The sequence below is a fragment of the Microbacterium sp. NPDC078814 genome, assembly GCF_040702645.1.
In the GTDB taxonomy this organism is placed as follows: Bacteria; Actinomycetota; Actinomycetes; order Actinomycetales; family Microbacteriaceae; genus Microbacterium.
The window spans coordinates 136218-154741 of record NZ_JBFBLT010000004.1 but is presented as its reverse complement, the minus strand read 5'-3'; the positions used below and the strand labels follow the sequence as shown (position 1 = coordinate 154741).

At 70.7% G+C, this 18524-nt stretch carries 19 protein-coding genes; 12 read left to right on the top strand and 7 right to left on the bottom strand.

The genetic code is table 11. The features are described 5' to 3' along the window. Window position 1 precedes the first annotated feature (1 nt). The gene (efeB, locus tag AB0300_RS09585; protein ID WP_174235362.1) at window positions 2-1306 is read left to right on the top strand and encodes an iron uptake transporter deferrochelatase/peroxidase subunit; all 1305 of its coding nucleotides are present in this window, start codon (window positions 2-4) and stop codon (window positions 1304-1306) included. A gap of 6 nt (window positions 1307-1312) precedes the next feature. On the opposite strand, the gene AB0300_RS09580 is transcribed toward efeB, so the two are convergent. Both AB0300_RS09580 and AB0300_RS09575 read right to left on the bottom strand, forming a co-directional pair. Next, window positions 1313-2197 (bottom strand): serine hydrolase, encoded by an 885-nt coding sequence (locus AB0300_RS09580; protein ID WP_366215908.1) that lies wholly within the window; start codon window positions 2195-2197, stop codon window positions 1313-1315. Next, a complete protein-coding gene (locus AB0300_RS09575) occupies window positions 2194-3324 on the bottom strand; it encodes an acyltransferase family protein (protein ID WP_126893043.1) in 1131 nt (376 codons plus the stop codon). Before AB0300_RS09575 ends, AB0300_RS09580 begins: the two co-directional genes overlap by 4 nt. A 111-nt stretch (window positions 3325-3435) precedes the next feature. Between AB0300_RS09575 and AB0300_RS09570 the strand changes: the two genes are divergently transcribed. Both AB0300_RS09570 and AB0300_RS09565 read left to right on the top strand, forming a co-directional pair. Beyond that, window positions 3436-4662: an LLM class flavin-dependent oxidoreductase gene (locus tag AB0300_RS09570; RefSeq protein ID WP_126893042.1), complete on the top strand. Its 1227-nt coding sequence runs from the start codon at window positions 3436-3438 to the stop codon at window positions 4660-4662. A gap of 1 nt (window position 4663) precedes the next feature. Continuing rightward, a complete protein-coding gene (locus AB0300_RS09565; RefSeq protein WP_025103206.1) occupies window positions 4664-5308 on the top strand; it encodes an FMN reductase in 645 nt (214 codons plus the stop codon). A gap of 109 nt (window positions 5309-5417) precedes the next feature. Here the strand turns inward: AB0300_RS09565 and AB0300_RS09560 are convergent, their stop codons facing one another. Next, window positions 5418-5597, bottom strand: a complete 180-nt coding sequence (locus tag AB0300_RS09560) for a DUF5302 domain-containing protein (RefSeq protein WP_025103207.1) — start codon at window positions 5595-5597, stop codon at window positions 5418-5420. 188 nt (window positions 5598-5785) lie between these two features. Here AB0300_RS09560 and AB0300_RS09555 point away from each other — a divergent pair, with 188 nt between their 5' ends. Continuing rightward, window positions 5786-7726 carry a GDSL-type esterase/lipase family protein gene (locus AB0300_RS09555; protein WP_126893041.1) on the top strand — a complete coding sequence of 647 codons (1941 nt, stop codon included), beginning with the start codon at window positions 5786-5788 and terminating at the stop codon, window positions 7724-7726. Window positions 7727-7739: 13 nt separating this feature from the next. On the opposite strand, the gene AB0300_RS09550 is transcribed toward AB0300_RS09555, so the two are convergent. Further along, window positions 7740-9050: a UDP-glucose/GDP-mannose dehydrogenase family protein gene (locus AB0300_RS09550; protein WP_085607316.1), complete on the bottom strand. Its 1311-nt coding sequence runs from the start codon at window positions 9048-9050 to the stop codon at window positions 7740-7742. A gap of 359 nt (window positions 9051-9409) precedes the next feature. Here AB0300_RS09550 and AB0300_RS09545 point away from each other — a divergent pair, with 359 nt between their 5' ends. From AB0300_RS09545 to AB0300_RS09525, 5 genes are all read left to right on the top strand, one after another. After that, window positions 9410-11683, top strand: coding sequence for a polyribonucleotide nucleotidyltransferase (locus AB0300_RS09545; protein ID WP_060921087.1), 2274 nt, complete (start codon window positions 9410-9412; stop codon window positions 11681-11683). Window positions 11684-11996: 313 nt separating this feature from the next. Continuing rightward, entirely contained in the window at window positions 11997-12926 is a 930-nt protein-coding gene (locus AB0300_RS09540; protein WP_238695578.1) for an aldo/keto reductase, read from the top strand. Between the two features lie 73 nt (window positions 12927-12999). Continuing rightward, complete coding sequence (locus AB0300_RS09535; RefSeq protein WP_025103212.1) at window positions 13000-13602, top strand: histidine phosphatase family protein; 603 nt, start codon at window positions 13000-13002, stop codon at window positions 13600-13602. Between the two features lie 55 nt (window positions 13603-13657). Beyond that, complete coding sequence (dapB, locus tag AB0300_RS09530; RefSeq protein WP_025103213.1) at window positions 13658-14398, top strand: 4-hydroxy-tetrahydrodipicolinate reductase; 741 nt, start codon at window positions 13658-13660, stop codon at window positions 14396-14398. Beyond that, window positions 14398-14832: a hypothetical protein gene (locus AB0300_RS09525; protein WP_082749918.1), complete on the top strand. Its 435-nt coding sequence runs from the start codon at window positions 14398-14400 to the stop codon at window positions 14830-14832. Before dapB ends, AB0300_RS09525 begins: the two co-directional genes overlap by 1 nt. Window positions 14833-14844: 12 nt before the next feature. Here AB0300_RS09525 and AB0300_RS09520 read toward each other — a convergent pair whose 3' ends face one another. The 3 genes from AB0300_RS09520 to AB0300_RS09510 all read right to left on the bottom strand — a co-directional run bounded on the left by AB0300_RS09520 (window position 14845) and on the right by AB0300_RS09510 (window position 16361). After that, window positions 14845-15270, bottom strand: coding sequence for an OsmC family peroxiredoxin (locus AB0300_RS09520; RefSeq protein ID WP_126893039.1), 426 nt, complete (start codon window positions 15268-15270; stop codon window positions 14845-14847). A gap of 84 nt (window positions 15271-15354) precedes the next feature. Then, the gene (locus AB0300_RS09515; RefSeq protein ID WP_025103216.1) at window positions 15355-15927 is read right to left on the bottom strand and encodes a DUF4395 family protein; all 573 of its coding nucleotides are present in this window, start codon (window positions 15925-15927) and stop codon (window positions 15355-15357) included. 20 nt (window positions 15928-15947) lie between these two features. Further along, the gene (locus AB0300_RS09510) at window positions 15948-16361 is read right to left on the bottom strand and encodes a thioredoxin family protein (RefSeq protein WP_025103217.1); all 414 of its coding nucleotides are present in this window, start codon (window positions 16359-16361) and stop codon (window positions 15948-15950) included. A 113-nt stretch (window positions 16362-16474) separates the two neighbouring features. On the opposite strand from AB0300_RS09510, the gene AB0300_RS09505 reads away from it, so the two are divergent. The 3 genes from AB0300_RS09505 to AB0300_RS09495 are packed head-to-tail and all read left to right on the top strand — an operon-like array spanning window position 16475 to window position 18518. Then, window positions 16475-17284, top strand: coding sequence for a thymidylate synthase (locus AB0300_RS09505; RefSeq protein WP_126893038.1), 810 nt, complete (start codon window positions 16475-16477; stop codon window positions 17282-17284). Continuing rightward, window positions 17281-17757 carry a dihydrofolate reductase gene (locus AB0300_RS09500; protein ID WP_062634903.1) on the top strand — a complete coding sequence of 159 codons (477 nt, stop codon included), beginning with the start codon at window positions 17281-17283 and terminating at the stop codon, window positions 17755-17757. The genes AB0300_RS09505 and AB0300_RS09500 overlap by 4 nt, the downstream gene beginning before the upstream one ends. Continuing rightward, the gene (locus tag AB0300_RS09495; protein WP_249522006.1) at window positions 17757-18518 is read left to right on the top strand and encodes an SDR family oxidoreductase; all 762 of its coding nucleotides are present in this window, start codon (window positions 17757-17759) and stop codon (window positions 18516-18518) included. Before AB0300_RS09500 ends, AB0300_RS09495 begins: the two co-directional genes overlap by 1 nt. The last annotated feature ends 6 nt before the right edge of the window (window positions 18519-18524 follow it).

The following is an 18524-nucleotide window of genomic DNA, read 5'->3' as shown; positions in this document are numbered from 1 at the left end:
CGTGAACGAGTCGGAATCCGTCGCCCGGGAGGCGCCGGCGGCCCTGCCATCGGAGCCCTCCGGCGGCGGTCTCAGCCGCCGCGGGCTACTCGGGCTGGCCGTCGGCGGTGGTGTCGCCGGCCTGGCCGTCGGGCTGGGGGCCGGGACGGCCGGAGGCATGGCGCTCGGGCGTGCGCGTGCCGCCGAGGACGCCGAGTCGCGGTACGAGTTCTTCGGCGCGCACCAGGCCGGCATCACGACGCCGGTGCAGGACCACCTGCACTTCGCGAGCTTCGACATGATGCCCCGCACCGATCGGGACGACCTCATCTCCCTGTTGCAGGACTGGTCGTACGCCGCGGCACGGATGACGCAGGGGCTGGAGGTGAGTGCGAGCGGCGCGGTGAACGGTCCCGCCGAAGCGCCCCCGGATGACACGGGAGAGGCGCTGGGGCTCCCCGCCGCGGGCCTGACCCTCACGTTCGGGTTCGGTCCGGGGCTGTTCGAGAACGAGGACGGCGATCGCTACGGTCTCGCCGCTCGGCGTCCGTCCGGCCTCGAACGGCTCCCCGCCTTCCTCGGGGACGACCTCGATCCGGCGGCGTCGCACGGCGACCTGTGCATCCAGGCCTGCGCCGACGACCCCCAGGTCGCTGTGCACGCGATCCGCAACCTCAGCCGCATCGCGTTCGGGCGGGCCCGCCTGCGCTGGTCGCAGCTCGGATTCGGCAAGACCTCGCGCACGACGGCAAGTCAGGCCACGCCCCGGAACCTCTTCGGCTTCAAGGACGGCACGGCCAACATCCTCGCCGACGACACCGCGGCGCTCGCCGAGCACGTCTGGGTCGCCGAGGGTGACGAGCCGTCCTGGATGGCCGGCGGTTCGTATCTGGTCGCCCGGAAGATCGCCATGCTCATCGAGACCTGGGACCGGGTGCGCCTGGCCGAGCAGGACACGATCATCGGACGGGACAAGGGGGTCGGGGCACCGCTCTCCGGAGGCGACGAGTTCACGGCCCCCGACTTCCGCGGCACGGAGATCGATGCGAACAGTCACGTCCGGCTCGCGCATCCGGAGCAGAACGACGGCATCCGCATCCTGCGCCGCGGGTACAACTACGTCGACGGCAACAACGCCCTGGGACGACTCGACGCCGGGCTGTTCTTCCTGTCCTACCAGCGTGATCCCGCCCAGTTCATCAGCCTGCAGCGCCGCCTGTCGACCGACCGTCTCAACGAGTACATCCGTCACGTGGGCTCGGGCATCTGGGCCATCCCGCCGGGAGCGCGACCGGGTTCGTACGTGGGGGCGGAGCTGTTCGCCTGAGCAGACTCAGCCGGCGACGACGTCTTCGAGGACGGCGACGGCATCCGCGGCGAACGCATCCGCTCCGGCGTGATCGTGAGCGGTCACCGTCACCACCGCGTCGCCGAGGAACAGCAGCAGCTGGCCGTGCGCTCCGTGCAGCCGCCACGCCCGCCCCGGACCCTGCCAGCCCGCGAGCGCATAGCGGTCATAGCCAGGGTTGACGCCCGCGACGACGCCGTCCTCGTGCATGGCGTCGATCCACTCCGGGGCGACGAGTCGACGTCCCTGCCAGGAGCCGCGATCACGGATGAGCAGCCCCAGGCGCGCGACCTCCTCGGTGCGGAGCGGCAGGCCGCCACCCGCCTCGATGCGTCCGTTCGGGCAGCGGGACCACGTCACGTCCTCGATGCCGAGCGGGGCGAAGAGGCGCGTCGAGAGGTAGTCGCCGACGTCGCCCACGCGGGTCGCGAGGGCGGTCATCGCGGTGTAGGTGCTCGCGTTGGAGTACTGGAACACACGCCCGCGCGACGGCCGTCGCAGGAACTCGCGGGCCAGATCCGGCCAGTCCGTCATCAGCGTCTCGGACCACGGCAGGTCGATGCCGCTCGACATCGACAGCAGGTGACGCAGGGTGACGCGAGCGACGCCCTCGCCGAGTTCGTGCTCCGGCAGGAGGCTGGCGACGGTGTCGTCCAGGCCGATCAGTCCGTCGTCGGCGGCGAGGGCGGCCGCAAGCACGCAGACGCCCTTCGCGATCGAGTGCACGTCCTCACGGACGTCGGGCGTCCAGCGGTGATCCGCGGTGTCGTCGCCGATGCGCACGTGGAGCCCGTGCGCGGCGAACCCCTGGGAGTCGGCGATGGCGACGAGCCGGTCCCGGACCTCGGACGCGGGGCGGGCGGCTGTCATCGCGGACGCCGGGAGCCGGTCGGATCGTTGCGGCGACCTTCCCGCGACGCGAGCTCGGGATCGGCGAACAGCCACCGCGGCCGCGGCTCCACGAGCGGACGGAACACCCGCCGCACGGGCTTGGTCGCGAGCAGCAGGGCGAGGACCACCGAGAGTGCGGTGACCGCAGGGAGCCAGAACCAGGTCGGCTCGAGGTCGCGCAGCACGCCGCTCTCGCGGAACGGGTAGAGCACGAAGGAGTGCAGGAGGTAGACGTACATCGTGTACTGACCGAACGTGGTCCACCAGTACGCGCCGCGGGGGATGAGGGCGAAGAAGGCGGCGCACAGCACGACCGCGAGCAGCATGAGCAGGATGCGGATGCCGCCGGCCCACCACTGGTCGCCGACGAGGTCGACGTAGGAGTCCTCGTAGAACAGCCAGTGCCGCAGGTCGACCGCCTGCCACAGCGGCAGCCAGTTCCACGCCGCCCATCCGGCCGTGCCGAGGACGACGAGCGCGAGGACGCGGCTCCACCACGGGCGGACGTCGAGGAGGCGGAGGCGGTCGACGACGTTCTTCTCCCGGAGCCACCAGCCCAGGGTGAAGAACGGCAGCAGGCCCAGGGTCCGGGAGAGTGAGAACGTGCTGTCGACGTTCGGCAGATAGCCGGCGCCGATGGAGATCACGATCGTCCACAGCAGCGGCCAGCGCAGGAGCGCGAGGTACGGGAGGACGAGACGGAAGATCCCGAGCGCGAGCAGGAACCAGAGCGTCCAGCTGGGCTGCGTCGGGTTCGGGGTGGTCTCTCCCTCCACGAGCCACTTCGTGAGCGTCCAGAGCGCCTCGAAGATGACGTAGGGGAGGATGATGTCGGTGATGACGCGGGCCATCTGCGTCCGGGTGGGGGAGCCCGACTTGGAGAAGTAGCCCGAGATGATGGCGAACGCCGGCATGTGGAACGCGTAGAGCGCCAGATAGAAGGCGAAGGCGATGTCCGAGTCGTAGCTGAGGCGCTGGATGGCATGGCCCAGCACGACGAGGACGATGCAGGCGTAGCGGGCGTTGTCCCAGAAGGGCACGCGGCGGCGTTTGCGGGGAACCGGTCCGGTGCTGGGTCCTGTGGTGCCGACCCCGGTGGTGCTCATTCTCCGAGGCTACCGGTCGGGAATAAAGTTGCCGTGCACGCGTTGACCCAATTACATTCAAATGAATAGAACCGGATGTCCGGCATCCGATTCGGAGAACACGGAGCAATCATGAGCGAGCAGTCAGGCGCGCAGGCGATGCAGTTCGGCATCATGTCGGTCAGCGACATCACCCGCGACCCCACCACGGGAGTCACCCCCAGCGAGCAGGAGCGGATCAAGGCGACGCTGGCCATCGCCACGCACGCCGAGGAGGTGGGCCTCGACGTCTTCGCCATCGGCGAGCACCACAACCCGCCCTTCTGGTCGTCGAGTCCCACGACATTCCTCGCCGCGCTCGCCGCCCAGACGGAACGCCTCATCGTCTCGACCTCGACGACGCTGATCACGACGAACGACCCGGTGCGCATCGCCGAGGAGTACGCGATGCTGCAGCACGTCTCGGACGGCCGCATGGACCTCATGCTGGGCCGCGGCAACACCGGCCCGGTGTACCCGTGGTTCGGGCAGGACATCCGTCAGGGCCTTCCGCTCGCGATCGAGAACTACGCGCTGCTGCACAAGCTGTGGCGCGAGGACGTCGTCGACTGGGAGGGCAAGTTCCGCACGCCGCTGCAGGGCTTCACCTCCACGCCCCGTCCGCTCGACGGCATCGCCCCGTTCGTGTGGCACGGTTCGATCCGCACCCCGGAGATCGCGGAGCAGGCCGCGTACTACGGCGACGGCTTCTTCGCGAACAACATCTTCTGGCCGAAGGAGCACTACCAGCGGCTCATCGAGCTGTACCGTCAGCGCTTCGAGCACTACGGCCACGGCACGCGCGAGCAGGCGATCGTCGGTCTCGGCGGCCAGGTGTTCATGGCCGCGAAGTCGCAGGACGCGGTGAACCAGTTCCGCCCGTACTTCGACAACGCGCCCGTCTACGGTCACGGCCCCAGCATGGAGGACTTCACCGAGATGACCCCGCTGACCGTGGGATCACCGCAGCAGGTGATCGACCGGTACGCGGCGATGCGCGAGCACTACGGCGACTACCAACGCCAGCTGTTCCTCATCGACCACGCGGGTCTGCCGCTGAAGACGGTCCTCGAGCAGCTCGACATCCTCGGCTCCGAGGTCGTGCCGGTGCTCCGCAAGGAGCTCGCGAAGGACCGCCCGTCCACGGTGCCCGACGCGCCGACCCACGCCGCGCGCGTGCGGGCGACGTACGGCGACGGGCCTACCCGGCAGGCGCGCCCCGGTGCGAACCGCGGAGACAACCTCACCGGGGACTCGCCCTACCAGGACACGCCGGCGCCCGCGGGTGCCGCCTTCGGACTCGGCCGGAAGGAGGCCTGACATGACCACGCGTCGCATCGCCGTCGTCTCGGCGGGGCTGTCCAACCCCTCGTCCACCCGGATGCTCGCCGACCGGCTGGCCGCGGAGACCGTGAAGGCGCTCGCGGAGCGCGACATCGAGGCCACCGTCGACGTGATCGAGCTGCGCGACCACGCGCACGACATCACGAACAACATGCTGACCGGCTTCGCGCCTCCCGCACTCGAGACGGCGATCAACACCGTCGTCTCGGCCGACGCGCTGATCGCGGTCACCCCGATCTTCTCGACGAGCTACTCGGGCTTGTTCAAGTCGTTCATCGACGTGCTCGACCCGGACGCGCTCACCGGGAAGCCGGTGCTGATCGGAGCGAACGCGGGAACGCCACGGCACTCGCTCGCGATCGACTACGCGATCCGTCCGCTGTTCGCCTACCTGCATGCCGAGGCCGTCTCGACGGGCGTCTTCGCGGCGTCGAGCGACTGGGGCGGCGCGGGGGACGACGTCGCGCCGCTGGCGAAGCGGGTCGAGAAGGGAGCGAGGGAACTCGCTGAGGCGGTCGCGCGCCGGGATGCCGCCGCGGTCGTCGACCCGTACGACCCCGCCACCTACCTGGGTGAGGGACGCTCCTTCGGTCACATGCTCGGCGGTCTCGCCGGGGAGTGACCGGAACGGCCGCCCGACAGCGACGTGCCCCGTGCCTTCCGGCGCGGGGCACGTCCGTGTCTGCGGAGGGGGATGCGGGAGCAGGAGACCGGCTCCCGCATCCTCGCGGTCAACCGCTCTTGCGTCGGAACTCGCGCCGCGTCTGCGGGGCGTGGGCGGCGTGCACGGCGGAATCGCCGTCGAGGTGAGCCTCGCCCTGCCGGTGGTGCGCGTTCTTCTTCTCGAGCGCTTCCTTGAACTTGCGCTTCATGTCCTCGGAGGAGGAGCCGGCGCCTTCTTCGGTGCTCATGCTCCCGAGCCTAGAGCACGGCCGGTCGAGCGGCGAGGGTCGCCGCGTCGGTCGCGACCGACCCCGAGGCGGTGGGCGGGAACCAGAGCGCGGATAGCCGGTGACCCGTTATCCAGCATCCGGTGAACATCCGGTGCCCGACGCCGATTCCCCTCGGCGGGGACGGGGAGCGCCGCCATCCTGAGGGTGTGAGAGTCGCGATCGTCACCGAGTCCTTCCTTCCGCACATGAACGGTGTGACCGGATCCGTGATGCAGATCCTCCGTCACCTGGAGCGCCGAGGGCATGACTCCTGTGTGCTCGCTCCGGCCGCGATCGGAATGCCGGCGGAGCTGCACGGCGCGCCTGTCACCGCGATTCCCAGCGTCCCGCTCCCGGGGTACCGGGACGTCCGGGTGGGCGCGGCGACCATTCGGAGGATCGGCGCGGAGCTCGATCGCTTCCGTCCCGACGTCGTCCACCTGGCGTCGCCGTTCGCGCTCGGGTGGCGGGGCCTGCTCGCCGCAGAACGCGGGGGTGTCGGAACGGTCGCGGCGTACCAGACCGACGTGGGCGCCTATACGGAGAGATATCGCGTCGCGGCGACGACCGGGATCGCCCATGCCCACATCGCCCGACTGCACAGGAGGGCCACTCTCACGCTCGCGCCGTCCACCGAGTCGGCACAGCAGCTGAGCCGGCTCGGCATCGACCGCATCCGGCCCTGGGGGCGGGGTGTCGACGCCGAGCTCTTCCACCCCTCGCGGCGCAGCGACGCGCTCCGGGCCGAGTGGGGAGCCGAGACCGTCATCGGCTACGTCGGACGCCTCGCCCCCGAGAAGCAGGTGGAGGATCTCGCCGCGCTGCACGGCATCCCCGGCACGCGTCTCGTCATCGTCGGAGACGGCCCCCGGAGGGAGCGGCTGCAGGAGCAGCTTCCCGACGCCCTCTTCCTCGGGCGGCTCGACGGGGAGGCGCTCGCGGCGGCGCTGGCCTCCTTCGACGTCTTCGTGCATCCGGGGGAGAACGAGACCTTCGGGCAGACACTCCAGGAGGCCCATGCGAGCGGTGTCCCCGTGGTCGCCACAGGCAGAGGAGGCCCGCTCGACCTCGTCCGGCCCGGCGTCGACGGGTGGCTCTACCGACCAGGAGACCTCGCAGACCTCCGCCGTCGCGTGACCGATCTCGCCGGAGACGAGCGCCGGCGTCGGGCGTTCGGGGAGGCGGGCTGGAGCGCGGTGCAGGGCCGGAGCTGGGCGCACCTCGGAGATCAGCTCCTGGATCATTTCGAGGAGGCGCGGACGCTGCATGCCGTGGACCGTCGTCTGCGCGCTCGCCGCCTCGTCCGGCCGGAGCCGGCCCTGCCGGCCCCCGCGCGCCGCTGGCGGCGGATCGTCGCCCTCGGCGACTCGGTGACCGAGGGTCTCTGCGATCCCGGACCCGATGGGGTGCTCCGCGGGTGGGCGGACCGGCTCGCGCTGCTCCTCGCCGCGCGGGGAGGCCTCCACTACGCGAACCTCGCGATCCGGTCGAAGCGGGTGTCCGATGTGTGCGGACCGCAGCTGGAGCGGGCGCGCGAACTCCGCCCCGACCTGGTCACCGTCCTGGTGGGTGCCAACGACCTCGTGAGGCACCGCGTCGACGTGCCCGCGCTCGCCGCGAGCCTGGAGACCGCGGTGCGGCGGCTGCGCGCGACCGGTGCCGACGTGATCCTGGTCACGCCGTTCCTGCCCGCCCGTCGAGCGGCGGCGCTGTACGCGCGGCGCTTCTCCGCTTTCGCCACGGCGCTCGCCGGGGTCGCTGCGCGGACCGGTGCGATCCTCATCGACACCGATCTGCTCCCGGCGCTGGGGGAGCGACAGCACTGGGGCGAGGACCTCGTGCATCTCGGCAGTCGGGGGCACCGCGTGCTCGCCTATCGCGTCGCGGAGGTGCTCGGGGTACCGCACGCCGATGCGCTGGGAGCGCTGGATGCGGCGTTGCACGAGAACGAGCCGATCGGACGAGCGGCCTGGTGGCGGCAGTACGCGCTCCCGTGGGTGTGGCGACGACTGCACGGCCGCGCCGCGGGAGACGGGCGTCGGGCGAAGCACGACGACTACGTCTACCTCGGGCGCTCCACCGTGCCGCAGGACGCCAGTGTGGTCTGACGGGCGCGAGGCCTCAGCGTCGCCCCATCCCGTGGTAGGTCCAGCCGGCAGCCCGCCAGGCGTCGGCGTCCAGACAGTTCCGCCCGTCGATCACGATGCGGCCCCGCACGAGCCCGCCGGCGTGCTGCGGATGGAGCTCCCGGCGGTACTCGTCCCACTCCGTGACGACGACGACCGCATCCGCGTCCCGCAGGGCCTCGTCCCTGGACGAGGCGTACCCGAGCTGCGGATGCCGTGCGCGGGCGTTCTCGATCGCCGCGGGGTCGGTCACCACGACATCGGCGCCCAGTCCGCGCAGCCGCACGGCCACCTCCAGGGCGGGGGAATCGCGGACGTCGTCGCTGAAGGGCTTGAAGGCCGCGCCGAGGACGGCGATCCTCCTCCCGAAGACGAGGCCGCCGAGCGCATCCACCACGAGGCGCACCGCCCGATCCCGTCGGCGGAGGTTGATGGCGTCCACCTCGTGGAGGAACCCGACGGCCTCCCCGCGTCCGAGCTCCTCGGCGCGCGCCGCGAACGCGCGGATGTCCTTGGGCAGGCAGCCGCCCCCGAACCCGATCCCCGAGCCGAGGTAGCGGCGGCCGATGCGCGAGTCGTGTCCGAGTGCTTCGGCGAGGAGGGTGACGTCCGCTCCGGCCGCCTCGGCGATCTCGGCCATGGCGTTGATGAACGAGATCTTCGTCGCGAGGAACGCGTTGGCGGCACCCTTCACGAGCTCAGCGGTGGCGAGGTCGGTGACGAGGAAGGGCGCGCCCGCGTCGATCGCCGCGGCGTACACGCGGCGGAGCAGGTCGACGGCGGCGACGCCCTGCCGGGTGTCCTCGGCCCCGACCACCAGACGGTCGGGCCGGAGGGTGTCGTGGACGGCCCAGCCCTCCCGGAGGAACTCGGGGTTCCAGGCGAGCGTCGCGCCGGTCTCCGCGATCCGACGGGCGAGACGGGCGGCGGTGCCCACGGGCACCGTCGACTTCCCGGCGACCACCGCCCCCGGTCGCAGGTGCGGGAGCAGCCCGTCGATCGCCGCGTCGACGAAGCGGAGGTCGGCTGCGGGCCCGGAGGCGGACTGCGGGGTGCCGACCGCGAGGAAGTGCACCTCCGCCCCGGCAGCGGCCGCCGGATCCGCGGCGAAGCGCAACCGCCCTGACCGCACTCCCTCCTCGAGGAGCTCGGCGAGGCCCGGCTCGAAGAAGGGCGCGGCACCCGCGGTGAGGTCGGCGACCTTGCCCTCGTCCACGTCGATCCCCACGACATCGTGACCGAGCGAGGCCATCGCCGCGGCGTGCACCGCTCCCAGATACCCGCATCCGATCACTGACATCCGCATGCGCTCAGCACAGCCGAGCCGTCTCTCGCTCCGGCGCACGCGCGGTGAACACCGGGTGACGGTCGGGTGTCGGGACCGGGTCGCGCGTGGAGCCCTCGGGTCTTCGGGCACACGCTGGTAGTGTGGTCGAGGGTGACCCCGGTCATCCGATAACTTCACATCGACTCATGGAGCGATCGGCGGAGAAGCTGGTCCCCTGTGGTGGGTTCCTCGGCGCAGGTCGGGTGGCTTTCTACTGGTGGCCAGCGCAGGCGAGATTCGCGGGAATGCCCGCGCGCCCGAACCCTTCCGTTCCGCTCCTTTGAACACGCTCGCGCGTCACACGGATTCGCGAGTCTAAACAAAGAAGGAGAGACCTCTTGGAAGGTCCTGAAATCACCGCCACCGAGGCCGTTCTCGACAACGGCCGCTTCGGCACCCGCACCATCCGCTTCGAGACCGGCCGCCTCGCGCAGCAGGCTCAGGGCGCCGTCGCCGCCTACCTGGACGGCGAGACCATGCTCCTGTCGGCCACGAGCGCGGGCAAGCACCCGCGTGAGGGCTTCGACTTCTTCCCGCTGACGGTCGACGTCGAGGAGCGCTCCTACGCCGCCGGCAAGATCCCCGGCTCGTTCTTCCGTCGTGAGGGTCGTCCCTCGACCGAGGCGATCCTGGTCTGCCGTCTGATCGACCGCCCGCTGCGCCCGTCGTTCGTCGACGGCCTGCGCAACGAGGTCCAGATCGTCATCACGGTCCTCTCGATCGCGCCGGGCGAGTTCTACGACGCCCTCGCGATCAACGCCGCGTCCGCGTCGACCCAGATCTCGGGTCTGCCGTTCTCGGGTCCCGTCGCCGGTGTGCGCCTCGCGTTCATCCCCGGTCACGGTCAGCACGAGGACCAGTGGGTCGCGTTCCCGACCGCCGAGCAGGTCTCCGAGGCCGTGTTCGACCTCATCGTCGCCGGCCGCGTGGTCACCAAGGCCGACGGCTCCGAGGACGTCGCGATCATGATGGTCGAGGCCGAGGCGACCGAGGGCAGCTGGAACCTGATCAAGGCCGGCGCCACCAAGCCCGACGAGACCATCGTGGCCCAGGGCCTCGAGGCCTCGAAGCCGTTCATCGCCCAGCTCGTCAAGGCCCAGGCCGAGCTCGCCGCCACCGCGTCGAAGGAGCCGGGCGTGTACCCGGTCTTCCCCGCGTACAGCGACGAGGTCTACGACTTCGTGTCCGAGCGCGCGTTCGCCGAGCTGAGCGACGTCTACCAGATCGCCGACAAGACCGAGCGCCAGAACGCCGACGACGCGATCAAGGACCGCGTCAAGGCCGAGCTCATCGAGGCCACCGAGGCGGGCTCGCTCCCGGCTGCGGCCCCGCTGGAGTTCTCCGCGGCGTACAAGTCCGTCACGAAGAAGATCGTGCGTGGTCGCATCCTCACCGAGGGCACCCGCATCGACGGCCGCGGGCTGGCGGACATCCGTCCGCTCGACGCCGAGGTGCAGGTCATCCCGCGCGTGCACGGCTCCGCGATCTTCCAGCGCGGCGAGACCCAGATCATGGGTGTCACCACGCTGAACATGCTGAAGATGGAGCAGCAGATCGACTCGCTGTCGCCCACGACCAGCAAGCGCTACATGCACCACTACAACTTCCCGCCCTACTCGACCGGTGAGACCGGCCGGGTGGGTTCGCCGAAGCGTCGCGAGATCGGGCACGGCTTCCTCGCCGAGCGCGCTCTGGTGCCGGTTCTGCCGAGCCGCGAGGAGTTCCCGTACGCGATCCGTCAGGTGTCCGAGGCGCTGAGCTCCAACGGCTCCACCTCGATGGGCTCCGTCTGCGCGTCGACCCTCTCGCTCCTCAACGCGGGTGTGCCGCTGCGCGCCCCCGTCGCCGGCATCGCGATGGGCCTCGTCTCCGACGAGGTCAACGGGGAGACCCGGTACGCGGCGCTGACCGACATCCTGGGTGCGGAGGACGCGCTCGGCGACATGGACTTCAAGGTCGCCGGCACGAGCGAGTTCGTCACCGCCATCCAGCTCGACACGAAGCTCGACGGCATCCCGTCGTCGGTGCTCGCGGGCGCGCTGACCCAGGCCAAGGACGCTCGTCTGACGATCCTCAACGTCCTGAACGCCGCGATCGACGCTCCCGACGAGATGGCACCCACCGCGCCGCGCGTCATCAGCGTCCAGATCCCGGTCGACAAGATCGGCGAGCTGATCGGCCCGAAGGGCAAGACGATCAACGCGATCCAGGACGAGACCGGTGCGCAGATCTCCATCGAGGAGGACGGCACCGTCTACATCGGCGCGACCGACGGCCCCTCGGCCGAGGCCGCCCGTGCCCAGGTCAACGCGATCGCCAACCCGACCAACCCGGAGGTCGGCGAGCAGTTCCTCGGCACCGTCGTGAAGATCGCCACCTTCGGCGCCTTCATCTCGCTGCTGCCGGGCAAGGACGGTCTGCTGCACGTCACCGAGGTGCGCAAGCTCGCCGGTGGCAAGCGTGTGGAGAACGTCGAGGACGTGCTCTCCGTCGGCCAGAAGATCCTTGTGAAGATCACGAAGATCGACGACCGCGGCAAGCTGTCGCTCGAGCCCGTGCTCGACGATGCGCCCGCTGCGGACGAGGCTCCGGCCGAGGACGCCGCCGAGTAAGACAACGGATGACACGGAACCCGGGTCTCTCCGTCGGAGGGGCCCGGGTTCCGTCGTCTGTGCCGTGATCGAAACGTTATGGGAAGTTTGCGCGCCGTTCCCCGGATTGGTCGGGACGTTCGCGCACGTCGCATACCCTCGAAGTACGCACCGGGGGGTGCCAGCGAAGCAGTGATGTCGATCGGTTCCGGCCGATCACGGCGGGGGTGAGAGTATGCGGTTGTTCAGCGTAGGCGCAGGAACACCTGCTGAACGCGCCCCGCAAAAGCACGAGGACCACCCGTCCGCCCCCATCCCGATCGTCGGGCCCGGCGTGGGGGAGTCCATCCGCGCCGCCCTCGGCGAGACCGGGTACGAGACGTTCCCGCTGATGCTCGGCGCCGCGGAGTTCGGATGGAACGTCGATCTCGAGACGAGCCACGGCATCCTCGACCGCTACGTGGAGTTCGGCGGCAACGCCATCCATACCGCGGACGGGTTCTCCGGCGGGCGGAGCGAGCACATCCTCGGGCAGTGGCTGCGGTCGCGGGACCAGCGCGAGCGGGTGGTCCTGAGCGTGCGCATCGGAGCGCACGCCGACAACCCCGGCCTGGGATCGGTCAACCTCGTCCGTGCCGTCGAGGGGTCGCTGACCCGGCTCGGCGTCGAGCGCATCGACGTGCTGTACCTGGACGCCACGCTGGATGCGACGACCAACCTCGAAGACACCCTGGCCACGGTCGAGTGGCTCGTCGAGGCGGGGAAGATCGGGGCGCTCGGCGCGTACGGCTTCACGCCGGAGAGGCTCGTCGAGGCGCGGATCCTCGCGTCGGCGGGATATCCGCGCATCACGGTCATCGACACGCCGTACAACCTCGTCCGTCGGCAGCCGTTCGAGGGCGACCTGCGGCTCGTCGCCGGCGCGCAGAACCTCGCCGTGACGCCTTCCCACGCGCTGGAGCACGGATTCCTGTCCGGCCGTCACCGGACGAAGGCGGTCGCGTCGCGCGGCGTCCGCGGCGAGCAGCTCCGGGGTCACCTCAACCGCCGAGGGACCAAGGTGCTGCGTGCGCTGGATCAGGTCGCGGCGGAGCTCGCCGTGCCTGTCGCGGCCGTGTCCATCGCGTGGCTGCTCGCGCAGCGCACGGTCGCCGCGCCGATCGTGAACACGTTCGCGACCGACCACGTCGACGAGCTCATGCAGGGCGCGGGCGTGACGCTGTCCCGGGTACAGGTCGCCGACCTCACCCGCGCGGGCGCCTGAGCTCGCGGCGCCCGTGACATAGGGTGGAAGAGGAAGACCGGCGGATGCTGGCGACGAGGCGAGCGAGCGAGTTGTGACGCACTACATATATCTGGTCAGACACGGTGAACATCAGGATGCCGAGCACGGCCTCGCCGACGGACCCCTCTCCCCGCGCGGTCAGCGGCAGGCGGAGCTCATCGCGGATCGCCTGTCCGGCCTCCCGCTCGACGCCGTCTGGCATTCTCCGCTCCTCCGCGCCGCGGAGACGGCGCGAGCGATCGCCGGCCGACTCCCGTCCGTGGATCCGGAGCCCTCCGCTCTGCTCTTCGACTGCGTGCCGACGGGGATGACGGAGGAGACGCCGGCCGTGTTCGAGCCCTTCTTCGGCTCCGTGACCGAGGCGGAGATCGAGGCGGGCCGCGCGCAGATGTCCGATGCCGTCAACGAGTTCCTCGTGCGGAAGACCGGCGACGTGCACGAGGTGCTCATCACCCACAACTTCGTGATCTCGTGGTTCGTGCGCGAGGTGCTCGCCGCACCGGACTGGCGCTGGATGACCCTGAACCAGTCGCACTGCGGGTTGACGGTGATCGCGCAGAAGCAGGGACGGCCATGGACCCTGCTCACGCACAACGACACCGGCCATCTTCCGATGGAGCTGCGGACGGGCATCCCGGACGCGCTGCTGGTCTGATCGACGCCTCCGCGCGCCGCGACCCCCGGCCGACGCCCGGAAATAGACTGGACGCATGACCACGAAGGTAGCCCTCGTCGGCGGGACCGGAAAGCTCGGGACGATCATCGCTGCGGTGATCGAGGAGCTCGAGGGCTTCGAGGTGAGCCGGGTGCTGACGTCGGCGAGCGACCTGTCGGAGCTCGCGGGCGCCGACCTCGTGATCGATGCCTCAACCCCGCAGGTCAGCATCGACGTGGTGCGCACGGCCGTGGAGCACGGGCTCAACATCCTCGTGGCCACCTCCGGCTGGTCGGCGGAGCGGATCGCCCTCGTCCGGCCGCTCGTCGAAGCCGCCGACACGGGAGCGGTGTTCATCCCGAACTTCTCCCTCGGCTCCGTTCTCGGCTCGGCCCTCGCGGCGGCCGCCGCGCCCTACTTCGGCTCGGTCGAGATCGTCGAGGCACACCGGGAGACGAAGGTGGACTCGCCCAGCGGGACAGCCGTCCGCACGGCGGAGCTCATCGCCGCCGCGCGCGCGACGCAGGGTCCGGTGAGTGCGCCGCATGCCGATCAGCGCGCCCGAGGTCAGCAGGTCGGCAGCGTGCCCATCCACTCGCTCCGCCGCCCCGGGGTGATCGCCAAGCAGGAGGTGATCCTGTCCGGTCCGGGGGAGTCGCTGACCTTCACGCATGACACCACCGACCCGGGCCTGGCGTATGCGCCGGGGATCCGCCTGGCCGTGCCCTATGCGGCCACCGCCACCGGCGTCGTGGTGGGCCTGGAGAACATGCTCGACATCGGCATCCGCTCGTGATGTCGCGGATCGGGGTCGGGCTGATGGCCGCGGCCCTCCTGCTCTACCTCGTGGTGGCGGGCTGGCTCGCCGTCATGTTCCTCGCCGTGGGCACGCCTGTCTCCATCGGGATGGGCATCACGCTCCTCGTGCTCGCACCCGTGGGCGGGTGGGCGCTGGTGCGCGAGATGCTCTTCGGGTTCGGTGCCGACCGTCTGGGACGCCTGCTCGACGCCGAGGGCGGTATGCCGCCCGTGGAGACCGAGCTCACGCCCAGCGGACGCATCGCCCGCAAGGATGCCGACGCGCTCGTCGCGCGCTACACGGCGGAGGCGGAGGCGGCGCCCACCGACTGGCGGGCGCGCTACCGTCTCGGCGTTGTGCAGGACGCGGCGGGACGCCGCAAGGACGCCAGGGCGAGCATCCGACAGGCGATCAGCCTCTCCCGCGCCTGACGTCCACGCGGCTCAGGCGAGAGTCGCCTCGAGCGTGATCTCGATGCCCGCGAGAGCCTGGGACACCGGGCATCCGGTCTTCGCCCCCTCGGCGATCTCCTGGAACTTCTCCGCGGTCAGACCTGGCGCCGTCGCGTTGACGTTGAGGTGGCTGCCGGTGATGCCGACGCCCGGCTTGAAGGTGACCGAGGCGCTGGTGTCGACGCGCTCCGGGGGCGTGCCGTTCTCGGCGAGTGCGTGCGAGAGCGCCATGCTGAAGCAGGAGGCATGGGCCGCGGCGATGAGCTCCTCCGGCGTCGTGGTCGTGTCGCTGCCCTCGCTGCGCGACTTCCAGTCGATCGGGAACGTCCCCAGATGCGAGGAGGAGAAGGCGACCGTGCCGGAACCCTCCGTGAGCGATCCGGTCCAGGTGGCGGCGGCTTCACTGGTGACGGGCATGGTTCCTCCGGTTCTGACGCCACCGGGGGAGCGGCGTCGCTTGCTCGTCAGCCTACCGAGCGACCGGGCCTTCGGGAACCGGCGTCAGGCGGCGCGGCGCGGTCGTCCGGTGAGCCCGACGCGCTGCAGCAGGAGGTAGAGCTGGCACCCGAGGCACAGTCCGAACACGGCGTTGAGGAAGGCGGCGAGGAACGCGGCGGCGGTGGCGATCGGAAGGGCCCACGGCACGCCGGCGAGGTGGAGGAGCAGGCCGAGTCCCACGACGACGAGACCCACGCCCTGGGCGAACCGCGGGGGACGGGGATCCTCCAGCTCTGCGGGCGGCGCGAGGCGCGGACGGACGAGGCGGCGGTAGAGGACGCCCCACGGGGCGGTGGCGGGAGAGACGACGCCCCAGAGGAACAGGAGCGCGATCAGTGTGGCGAGGAGGAAGCCCGGGTCGAGGACACGCGCGACCGGCCCCGCGGCGGAGACCGCCCACCCGCCTCCTCCGATGAACGCGAACTCCGACGACGCCGTGAGCGCGAACCAGCCATCGGTGGTCCGCGCGGTGGAGATCCCGATGAGGGCCAGGAACGTCGCGACGGCGAGCAGGAGTGCGGTGATCCCGGCGGCGAAGCGGGGCCCGCGCGGATCGATTCCGGGGGGAGGCGTCATCATCTGCTCCAGACGGGGTCTCAGACGGCGGCGAGGGCGTGGGTCAGGCTCTCGCGAGCGGGTATGCCCGCGAACCGGGCCCTGACGCGCCCGGTGGCGTCGAGCACGAAGGTGGTCGGTGTCTGCAGCACACGGTAGCGCGCCGAGAGATCCGGGCGGTGCGTGAGATCGACCTCGATGTGCGCGAGGCCGGCGTCCTCGGACGCAAAGGAGCCGAGAAGACGACGCACCTGGGGGCAGCGGGCGCAGGTCTCCGTGCTGAACTGCACGAGCGTCGCCGCGGCCCCCAGCGCCGCGCCCTCCGCATCAGCGGGATCGAACCGCAGGTCGCCGCCGTCGCGGCGGCGACCCTCTCTCCCGCGGAGCACGAGCCCGACCACGGTGGCGAGCACCAGAAGCGCGGCCAGGGCGGCGAGAGCGAGCGCGGGGGACATCCTTCGAGGCTAGAGCCGTGACCGCAGAAGCGTCGCGATGTTTCGGTCCGTGACGTGCGGATCGCGTCACGGCCACCGCCCCCGCCGGGAGCGGGGCGGGTATCCTGACAACCATGAGCGCCGCTGTCCCGACTCCGTACGAAGACCTGCTCCGCGACGTGCTCGAGACGGGCACGCACAAGAGCGATCGCACCGGGACCGGGACCACGAGCGTGTTCGGGCGGCAGATCCGCTTCGATCTCGCGGCGGGCTTCCCCCTCATCACCACGAAGCGCGTGCACTTCAAGTCCATCGCGTACGAGCTGCTGTGGTTCCTGCGCGGCGACTCCAACGTCCGCTGGCTGCAGGAGAACGGGGTCTCGATCTGGGACGAGTGGGCGGATGCAGACGGCGATCTCGGCCCGGTGTACGGCGTCCAGTGGCGGTCCTGGCCGACTCCCGACGGCGGCAGCATCGATCAGCTGACCGAGGTCATCGAGCAGATCCGGCGCACACCCGACTCGCGGCGCCTGCTCGTCTCCGCCTGGAATCCCGCGGACATCCCGGACATGGCCCTCGCACCGTGCCACGCTCTGTTCCAGTTCTACGTCGCCGACGGAAAGCTCTCCTGCCAGCTCTACCAGCGCAGCGCCGACATGTTCCTCGGCGTCCCCTTCAACATCGCCTCCTACGCGCTGCTGACGATGATGATCGCGCAGCAGGTGGGGCTGGAGCCCGGCGACTTCGTGTGGACCGGCGGGGACTGCCACGTCTACGACAACCACGTCGAGCAGGTGCGCGAGCAGCTCACGCGAGAGGCCTACCCGTACCCGACGCTGCGCTTCGCGCGGAAGCCGGAGTCGATCTTCGACTACCGGTTCGAGGACTTCGTCGTCGAGGACTACCAGCACCACGCACCGATCAGGGCGGCGGTGGCGGTATGACCTGGGTGGGGCTCATCTGGGCCGAGGCCGCCGGAGGCGTGATCGGCGCCGAGGGCGGCATGCCCTGGTACGTGCCGGAGGATCTGGCGCACTTCAAGGAGACCACGCAGGGCGCTCCGGTCGTCATGGGACGCAAGACCTGGGACTCGCTGCCCGAGCGATTCCGCCCCCTGCCCGGTCGCGACAACATCGTCGTGACCCGCCAGCAGGACTGGACGGCGGAGGGCGCCCGCCGTGCGTCCACGGTGTCCGAGGCCGTGCGCGGCCAGGAGAAGGTGTGGATCATCGGCGGTGCGGAGATCTTCCGTCAGGTGATCGCCGACGCCGACCGGCTCGAGGTCACCGAGCTCGACCTCACGGTCGACGGTGACACGTTCGCTCCGCCCAAGACCGGGTGGCGCGTGGTAGACGAGGGGGACTGGCAGACGTCCCGCACCGGCGTCCGGTATCGCTTCCTGAGGTACGAGCGCTGATGCCCACCGTACTGATCACCGGAGCCAGCGCGGGGCTGGGCGCCGAGTTCGCCCGTCAGCTGGCACGTCGACGCGCCGACCTCGTGCTCGTGGCCCGCTCGGAGGAGTCGCTCTCGGCTCTCGCGGGGGAGTTGCGCGGCGAGTGGGGAGTGGCTGTCGAGGTGCTCCCGGCCGATCTGTCCGAGGAGGTCGGCGTCGAGCTCGTCGCGGCTCGGCTCCGTGATCGGGACGATCCGATCGACCTGCTCGTGAACAACGCCGGTTTCGGATTGCCGTTGCAGTTCGCCGACAACGACATCGAGGACGAGGTGCGGCATCTGCGTGTGCACGTCGAGGCCTCCATGCGCCTGATGCACGCGGCCCTGCAGACCATGCGGGGGCGGGGCGGTCGGATCATCAACGTCGCCTCGGTGGCCGGTTTCATCTCGCGGTCGACGTACTCCGCCTGCAAGGCCTGGCTCATCGACTTCAGCCGGTGGGCGAACACCGCCTACGGCCCGGACGGCGTGAGCGTCACGGCGCTCTGCCCCGGTTTCACGCACACCTCCTTCCATGAGCGGATGGGTCTCGCGGTCGGCGAGGAGGGCGTGCCGACCTTCCTGTGGCTCGATGCCCGAGACGTCGTGCGCGAGGGGCTCCGCGACGCGGCGCGGGGCAAGGCCGTGTCCATCCCCTCGGTGCGGTACAAGGCCGTCGTGGCCGCGACGAAGGTGCTGCCTCGGTCCCTCACCGCGGCGGTCGCCCGCCGGGGTCGGGTCTGACCCGCC